This window comes from Marisediminitalea sp., assembly GCF_984433645.1.
In genome coordinates this window covers 42066-49848 of record NZ_CFIDRX010000009.1, presented here as the reverse complement: position 1 = coordinate 49848, position 7783 = coordinate 42066, and the positions used below count along the sequence as shown (strand labels likewise).

General features: G+C 42.2%; 6 protein-coding genes. 1 reads left to right on the top strand and 5 read right to left on the bottom strand.

The genetic code is table 11. The features are described from left to right. Positions 1 to 914, top strand: a 914-nt coding sequence (locus AC4MRN_RS02675; RefSeq protein ID WP_491202430.1) for a tyrosine-type recombinase/integrase, incomplete at its 5' end; no start/stop codon positions are given. A gap of 308 nt (positions 915 to 1222) precedes the next feature. On the opposite strand, the gene AC4MRN_RS02670 is transcribed toward AC4MRN_RS02675, so the two are convergent. The 5 genes from AC4MRN_RS02670 to AC4MRN_RS02650 are packed head-to-tail and all read right to left on the bottom strand — an operon-like array spanning position 1223 to position 7772. Then, positions 1223 to 2590, bottom strand: a complete 1368-nt coding sequence (locus AC4MRN_RS02670) for a phosphohexomutase domain-containing protein (protein WP_491202429.1) — start codon at positions 2588 to 2590, stop codon at positions 1223 to 1225. 40 nt (positions 2591 to 2630) lie between these two features. Then, positions 2631 to 3842, bottom strand: a complete 1212-nt coding sequence (locus AC4MRN_RS02665; RefSeq protein WP_491202428.1) for a glycoside hydrolase family 27 protein — start codon at positions 3840 to 3842, stop codon at positions 2631 to 2633. A 59-nt stretch (positions 3843 to 3901) separates the two neighbouring features. Further along, positions 3902 to 5377, bottom strand: coding sequence for a glycoside hydrolase 5 family protein (locus tag AC4MRN_RS02660; RefSeq protein ID WP_491202427.1), 1476 nt, complete (start codon positions 5375 to 5377; stop codon positions 3902 to 3904). Positions 5378 to 5379: 2 nt separating this feature from the next. Continuing rightward, on the bottom strand, positions 5380 to 6597 hold the full coding sequence (locus tag AC4MRN_RS02655; protein ID WP_491202426.1) for an AGE family epimerase/isomerase: 1218 nt from the start codon (positions 6595 to 6597) through the stop codon (positions 5380 to 5382). Continuing rightward, positions 6597 to 7772 (bottom strand): glycoside hydrolase family 130 protein, encoded by a 1176-nt coding sequence (locus AC4MRN_RS02650; protein ID WP_491202425.1) that lies wholly within the window; start codon positions 7770 to 7772, stop codon positions 6597 to 6599. Before AC4MRN_RS02650 ends, AC4MRN_RS02655 begins: the two co-directional genes overlap by 1 nt. Positions 7773 to 7783 lie beyond the last annotated feature (11 nt).

The following is a 7783-nucleotide window of genomic DNA, read 5'->3' as shown; positions in this document are numbered from 1 at the left end:
AAGCTATATCTAAATTCGTGGTATGGCGTAAGAATCGAATGAGTAAACCACCTGCTTCGTCCACTCTATTGACACACAATGCAGCTCTAAACCTCGTTTTTAAAGAAGCGATTGAGCAAAAGTGGATGATTGCTGCACAGGTTCCGATACTTTCCTCAAAAGGCGAAGCCGGTACCCGCCGCGCTGCATTTTCAGAAGACGAGTATGACGCTGTAATTGATGGTATTTTCGAAAGCGAACGAAACGCTCACAGTGAAAAAACACGTCAGATTAGAGAACTATTGTATGACTACTGTGAAATCGCAGTAAGTACCGGTATACGTCCAGGCACAGAGATGGAAAGCATCACTTGGGGCGATATAGAAATCAAAACACAAGGTAGTAAAGCTCAGTTTTTCATTAATGTCCGCAAAGGTAAAACAACTAAACATACCGGCACGCGCAAAGTCGTCTGTAAGAAAGATGTCATTGGCGCCATATCCAGACTGCGAGATCGTTTCCCACATAGAACTCCAAGCCAAGAATTATTCCGATTGGCTAACGGTGAAACAACACCGCAGTTAGGCAAGGCATTTGAAAAAGTTCTTCAGAACAATAACCTGAAAGACTCTCCTCGTGGACCTAGAACCCTATATTCATTGCGCCATACATATATCACGTGGCAGTTGCTGGCAGGTAATAGCATGGATGTAATTGCTAAACAGTGTGGTACTAGTGTCGCGATGATTGTACAGCATTACAGTCATGTAAGACCTGAGATGTTTGCCGCCGAATTATCAGGTGTAACTTTCGATAAAGCTACGCCAAAGCCCGTTTCGAATAAAACACTAGAAAGGCGAGCTAAGAGTGCTGAACGCGACGAAAAACGTTTTAAAGAGTGGGAAACTGAATACAAACAGCGTGGTTGCATTTAACAGCATAAAATTCATTGCGACCAAGATACCTTCTGCCAGAGGAAAATAGCCTGAAAAAAACAATCTAAAGAGGACAAAAAAAACCATCAAAAAATTGATGGTTAATACTTGGTGTTGGGTCAAACCAAGTAGGAAAAGGTTGGAAACCATTATTATTATATTAAGTTCCAGCTGATAAGAATCTAGCTCAAATCTAATCATACACTGACACCGAACAACTGGGTAACTGTCAGGTCTGAGCTAATACAGTTTAAAAAATTTAAATTTTCTAACCCTACTTTTTATTTTCCTTAGTGTGTTATCTAGTATTATTGTTCTAGACACATGGCTTTAACAACATTTAAAACTTCCAATGTTTTTTTCTTAACTAAATCCGTACAATTTCGACTTTCTACATTAATCCTGAGTAGAGGCTCAGTATTTGAACATCGAATATTGAATCGCCATTCTGAAAAAACCATGTCTAGCCCATCTATCTGGTCAATATGCTGTGCAAATGGCTCATATTCTCTATGCAATGCCTGCAGCACATCATTTGGATTTTCAACTTTCAAGTTAATTTCACCGCTGCAGGGGAATGCATTTTGACTGTCTCTGACTAATTCGGAAAATGGTGTTTGACATTGAGACAACATCTGAACAATCAATAGCCAAGGAATATTGCCGTTATCACAATAGTAAAAATCTCTAAAGTAATGATGGGCGCTCATTTCACCACCATATAACGCATTTTCAGCCCGCATCTTTTCTTTTATGAAAGCGTGGCCGGTTTTACTTTTAACGCCTACTCCTCCGCATTCATACAATATTTTCTCAGTATTCCAATAGAGCCTAGGGTCATAAATTATTTTTTCCCCTTTCTGTTCAAGCAACAGCTGTTTAGCCAACAATCCAACGAGATAATAGCCTTCAATAAATTCTCCCTTTTCATCAAAGAAAAAGCATCGGTCAAAATCTCCGTCCCACGCAATGCCTAAATCAGCCTTATGGGCTCTCACAGCTTCGCTTGTAGTTCTTCTGTTTTCTTCGAGTAAGGGATTGGGGACACCATTGGGAAAATTACCATCGGGACTATAGTTTACTTTTATGAGACTAAAAGGCAGAAATTCCTCCAGTAATGTGACAATTTCACCGACACCTCCATTCCCCGGATTTACAACAATTTTTAAGGGCTTTAGTACTTCGAGATCGATGAAAGACAGCAATTTTTCAATATACGCCTTACGCGTTGAACGCTTATGATACGTGCCTCTTGTTGCCTTTTTTGCCGAGTAACTATTGTTTGCAATGCAATCTCTAATCTCATTCAACCCTGTATCACCACTTATTGGCACAGAATTTTTCCCAACGAGCTTCATACCGTTGTAATTTTGAGGGTTATGGCTTGCCGTAACGCATATCCCACCATCGGCATTCAAATGTGGGACCGAGAAATAAATTTCTTCAGTACCACATAAACCAATATTAATTACATTGACACCAGCGTCCATCAAACCTTCACTCAACGCAGCACAGATCGTAGGTCCAGACAATCTTATATCGTGTCCAATAACGACTAAGCTACCCCCTATAGTATCAGCAAACGCCCGTCCAATTTCATATGCTAATTCTGGATTCAGTTGTTCCGGCACAACTCCGCGAATATCATAGGCTTTGAAACAATCCAATGAATACATTTGATTTCCTTTTAATTACACGTTTGTATCGCGGTCTAATTTAACGTGGTACTAGTCTCAGAACCTGTACACCATGCGCTGGAACAGTAAGAGTTAATTCATCATCGGTACTACCCACCTCATTCCCCCACACACTTTGCCAGTTAAATCGAGCTTTATTAAAATCAACGTAGTAATTGAAAATATCATCCTTCAAGAGATTGACCTGCCAATTATAGGAATAACTCACTTCCTCATCGCTGCGATTTAAAAACATGACTGCCCACTGATTGTCTTTCAGAGGCTTAACCCAAATCTCAAAATCTCCCTCGTCGATATATTTCATTGACTGAATGCCAAGAGGGTCTTGGTTAATATCGATCATGGCCTTGTTAGTTAATATACGACGAGTCGTTTCGCTCATCGTTCTTAAGTCGTTACCCGCGATTAACGGTGAAGCCATCATCGCCCAGATTGAAAAATGAGCCTTGTCTTCTTCGTAAGACATACCATTCCCCACTTCCATCATATCCATGTCATTCCAGTGACCAGGGCCTGCATATTTTCTGAGTCCTTCTTGCTTATCAAGAATATTCAACACACCGAAAGAAGACCAAGAACCATGACTAATTTCACAATTCCAACAAGGATAGATATCTCCTGTGGTGCGCCAGGAATGTGCGACATCAGAGGCCCACTCCCAAGGCTTGTTATCTCCCCATTCACACATACTAAAAAGTATTGGTCTTTTGGCGGCATAAATCGCATCACGCATGAGTGAATAGGCACCGATTGGATTAACATTTTCTGTATTGCACCAGTCATACTTTAAATAATCTACTCCCCATTTTGCGTAAGTGATTGCGTCTTGATATTCATACCCCCTGCTACCTGGTTTTCCTGCGCAAGTCTTTGTACCAGCGTCTGAATAAATACCAAGCTTGAGACCTTTGCTGTGTATATAGTCTGCTAATGCCTTCATTCCAGACGGAAAATGCTCTAAGTTTTCCTGAATGAACCCATTCTTATCGCGCTCACCATGCCAACAATCATCTATATTGATGTACTCGTAACCGGCATCCTTTAAACCTGAGGCAACCATTGCGTCAGCCATTTCCTTGACCATCTGTTCATTTACATTGCAATCAAAATTATTCCAACTGTTCCACCCCATTTGCGGGGTAGATGCCAATTCGTCAAACTTTTTAGCAAAGGAAGCTTGACTTAAAAACACTATAGAAAACAGAAATACTACATAACCATATTTATTCATTTTAATATCCAATAGTTCAATTGTTCGGAATGTAAGCAAACCGATTTATTGAAACAGTCCTAATATTGTTTAGTAACAATATTAGAAGGTACTGATTCACCTGAGGCATTGGTTGCTATTACACGGTAGTCAATTTCAACTGACGATGGCTTTGCAGAACAATCCTGGAACAACTCATCTTTTTCAGGGTCAAACTTTACTTTCCCATCTGAAATTCCGTCAGCAATGACTGTCCACTTTTTTTCACCTTTAACGCGCCGTTCAATACGGTAGAGCTCGCCCAACGGCGAGCCCATAAAACTAAGAACGCCACTATCACTGACTTTCCGCAATATCGGAGGTAGGGGGATAGGTAATGCTGGTGGCGCAGATAACCCAGCCATTTTGGCCTGCGTATTTCGCGCTATTTTGATGACGTCCTTTTCACTATTCGACTGACCTTCGTCGAATCCTGGCAGACGATAACTCATATAGCCGCTGTCTCCTTCGCTATGCCAGTAAAAGCCACCATTGTGGCGATGACCACGAAACCCCCAAATAAAACCACCTGATGCGGTGTGGCCGTTTACACTTGTTGATGCAATAGCGTCTGCAATCGCGCTCATTTCTTTCACTGGTAACAGGCCAAACTCGCCCACTAGATACGCCTTTTGTCCAGCGATAGCAGTCAGGTCATCAATCACTGTTTGTGGCTGATTGTTGTTGTTAACGGAATAGAAATGATTGCTTATGATGTCGACGTTTGGATCAGACAAAGAACTTTGTAAAACTTTTAAATAAGTCCCATCAACAACCAGCTGGTCAGGGGCAAATTGCTTTATCCAAGCAGATGTTTCAGCGACAAATTGTGGCGTACTATCAACCAGTTCATTACCAGTTTCCCAGGCCATAATAGCCTTTTCTTCGTAATAGAATCTTCCGGTTATAGTATTCTTTCGCGTTATTACTTGCCTGATTATTGCCTGATACGCTTGGTATGTTTTCGACGTTGTGACGTAAAAATCTTTCGCCTCTTCCCCATAGAATGCAGCCAGGTCTGCACGACCTCCCCACCAATGCCAATGATCAATAAACGGCAGTATGAGACGCAAGCCATGCTTGTCGGCCAATGCGACCATCCGGTCATAAACCACCATGGCATTTTCGTTCAACCTTGGCATTGCGAGCGGCGTAAGCGGTGCCAAAATATGGGTTTCTCGTTGGCAGGCAACATCATTGACATTTTCAACTGAAAGCACATAAATTCGCATTGCTTTATGTCCAGAACGAGTCAACGCCAGGATCCAATTTTCCTGTTCATCGGGTGTAGGCCATTTAAAATACTTCGCCCAATTTCGTTTATCTGCTGCACAGTGCCCTTTAGCGTCGTCTTCTATTCGATGCAGCTCAGGAGCGTGAATACCAAAAAAACGAAATGGTTTACCATTCTCAATCAGGACACTGCCATCACGCGTTATAAAATGGGAAAATTCTGCGTGTACCGGTTTCACCACCATTAAAACAAAAACTAATAAGCCCAACCTTATTAAGGTCATATTTAATACCCTATTTGATTGAACAGGCGACAAAGCTCCATCATGGCCCTGCCGTTATGATATGGGGCTTTCCAAAATCCAGCTTTATATTCCTTGATACCTGATAAATCATGACAATTGGCGCGCCAGTGCCACTCTCCGTGATCTTTATCAATATGATGCCGTTGAATGAATGCCCATATTGGAGTACAAGCAATAAGGAACTCTTCATTCTGGGTAAGCGTGTATGCATTGAGGAACCCCACCAGCGCCTCTGCCTGAACCCACCAAAAGCTCACTTCATTTCGGTGATTGGGTGCTGGTAGATATTCATCGCAGACATACCCTTGTGGAGCAATTCCCTTATTCAGGCAAGACTCTGCAAGACCAAGAATAACTGGCTCGGCTTCAGCGGCAATCGCTGGCTCATTGAGAATAGTAACCGCTTCGTGTAATAACCAGCTTGCTTCTATATCGTGCCCAAAAGACACTGCATCTGAAATTGGATTCCAAGTTGCATCAAAAAATAAAGTCAGATGTTTTCTGTCAGCGGTAACTATATTTTCTAAAAATACTTGAATAACGTGGCTGAGGGCTTCTTTAACAACATTTGTCGGGCTCACTCGGTATAGCGCTGCATAAGCCTCTAATACGTGTAAATGCGTATTCATTGACTTTGGACAGTTTAAATCCTTGTCACTTAGACGAAAATCGGTCACAGCTCCCCAGGTTTGTGTGCATGCTTCAATATACCCGCCATACTCTCTGTCCCGAGCTTTCGCCTCAACAAACTCAAAACACTCCAAAGCCAGTTGCAATGCTTTAGAATCTTCAGTTAAGGCGTAATATCTGCTCAACGCATAAATACAAAAACACTGAGCATACGTTTGCTTTTTACCGTTGATAAGCCTTCCTATCGCAGATACCTCCCAATACATACCTCCATATTCTTTATCGTGTAAGAATTCTGAAATCCAATCGAAAGCGCGCTTTGCCATAGCGTTATAGGTTTCAGTGGGTGTAAACAATGCAATTTCACTAAAAAACCACAATATCCGGCTGTTTAAAATTACACCTTTGTTCGATTCCACTACCGGACGACCGTTGTAAGTTACTTCCCCAACAAAACCACCATTTTTGTGGTCCAATGGTATTGATGCCCACCAGGTAGCTATATTTTGTAATTCAGCAAATACATGCTCCTTGCTAAAAGGCTTCTCTAAGGAGGCTTCAGAAGCCATTACATGCCCCCCTTATTTCGAGAGATCAACTGATTTATCTTCTCTACAGATGCTGCAGAGCGAAGGTCGTCTTGTGGTGTATTAATACAATAGTCGACCAATTGACCTATAGTAGAGGTTGCAACATGTAGGCGCGTATCCGCCGACGCATAGTAAATAAAAACGTCGTCGTTACTATTTCGGATCCAGCCATTCGAAAAGGCCACATTACTAACATCACCCACACGCTCGTTACCTTCTGGTCCTAAAAACAATCCTCCTGGTTTGTGAGTGATTTTCCACGGTGCGTCTAAATCCGTCATGAACATGTAAAGCACATATCGCAAACCTGCAGCTGTATTTCTTACACCGTGTGCTAGGTGCAGCCATCCTTGATTGGTTTTGAACGGCGTCGGCCCCTGGCCATTTTTTAGTTCAGATATGGTGTGGTACACCTTCTGATCGATAATGGTTTCATTTTCTACCACTGCATTTTTCATGGAATCGGTTAGCCCCCAACCTATACCACCTCCCCCACCAACTTCAATAAACCCGTCTTGGGGTCTTGTGTAGAGTGCATATTTCCCATCTACAAATTCAGGGTGCAAAACAACGTTCCGTTGCTGGCCTCCGTTCGTTTTCAGGTCTGCCAACCTTTCCCATTTCACCAAATCCTTCGTTCTGGCAATACCACATTGTGCGGTTGCAGCTGAAGTATCCATCATTCGAGTATTGTCTTTACGCTCAGTGCAGAACAATCCGTAGATATATCCGTCTTCGTGCTGTGTAAGGCGCATATCATAGATATTAGTATCCGGTTCTTCTGTTTCAGGCATTGTCACGGGACGTTCCCAAAACGTAAAATTATCTATGCCATTAGGGCTCTCTGCCACTGCGAAATAAGACTTTCGATCAGCACCTTCCATTCTGACGACAACCAGGTATCGACCGTCTAAAAGAATAGCCCCTGCATTAAAAGCCGCATTTACACCAATTCTCTCCATTAAATATGGATTGGTTTTAGGGTTTAAGTCGTACTTCCATTCCAAGGGAGTATGTGCAGCAGTCAGAATTGGGTTCGCATAACGTTGATAAATACCGTTACCAATTCCAGCTGGCTGATTCGGCCGCTCCACTAATGTCTTATACTCTTGCCTTAGTGCTGCAAGGCGATTGTCAAAAACTGTTGCTTTCATATTTTATTTCT